At 49.6% G+C, this 680-nt stretch carries 1 protein-coding gene; it reads left to right on the forward strand.

The annotated features are described in order from the left end of the window. Positions 1 to 199: 199 nt before the first annotated feature. The coding region (locus E5329_RS32455; RefSeq protein ID WP_135992589.1) for a DUF5720 family protein at positions 200 to 680 on the forward strand (481 nt) is incomplete at its 3' end.

Genomic DNA, 680 nt, shown 5'->3' on the forward strand with positions numbered 1-680 from the left:
AATGGGTGTAAAGACATCCGGTATTGTTCTTTTCCTTAAGTTAATGACATTGCGAAAAAAGGAGGCTGTTTCATTAACGACAAAATTTAATAGTGCCAGCGGTCCGGTGTATTGCCTGACCGCTGGTTGCCGTGGGCGTTTCACTTTTATAGGTGGGCGCCCTTTTTTTATACCCATTTTCAAGAGAAAGGAGATTCACATGGAATTAAACGAAATGGAAAAACGGCTGCTGTTTCAGGTTGAGGGCGACTATCAATACAAAGTCCTGAACGAGCTCCACATGGCTGCCCGGTACACAAAGAACCCTGAACAGCGGAAGGCAGCGGAAAGCCTGATGGCAAAGCTGCGCGTCCTGACGGATGACGAGTGCATGGACATCGTGCGGGATATTCAGAAGAATTACCTCCTGCCCTACCCGCCCCGGACGATTGGGGAAAAGATTGCGGAGGCCAGGCAGCGATCCGGCGCTGAAAAATTGAAAGGGCATGACATCATGGCCCTGGAACGCTTTGCCCCAGAGGTACGGCACATGATCATCTTCAATGTGCTGTCTTATAATTCTCCTGTCGGCGATAAGGGCGATAAGATGCGCCTGTTCCTTACGGATGCCGGCTATCAGAAATTTTTAGACAGCCAGGAACGGGGCGAAGTCAAACTGAAAAACCATGCGAAGGTCTCAG

This window comes from Petralouisia muris (assembly GCF_004793545.1).
Lineage (GTDB): Bacteria > Bacillota > Clostridia > Lachnospirales > Lachnospiraceae > Petralouisia > Petralouisia muris.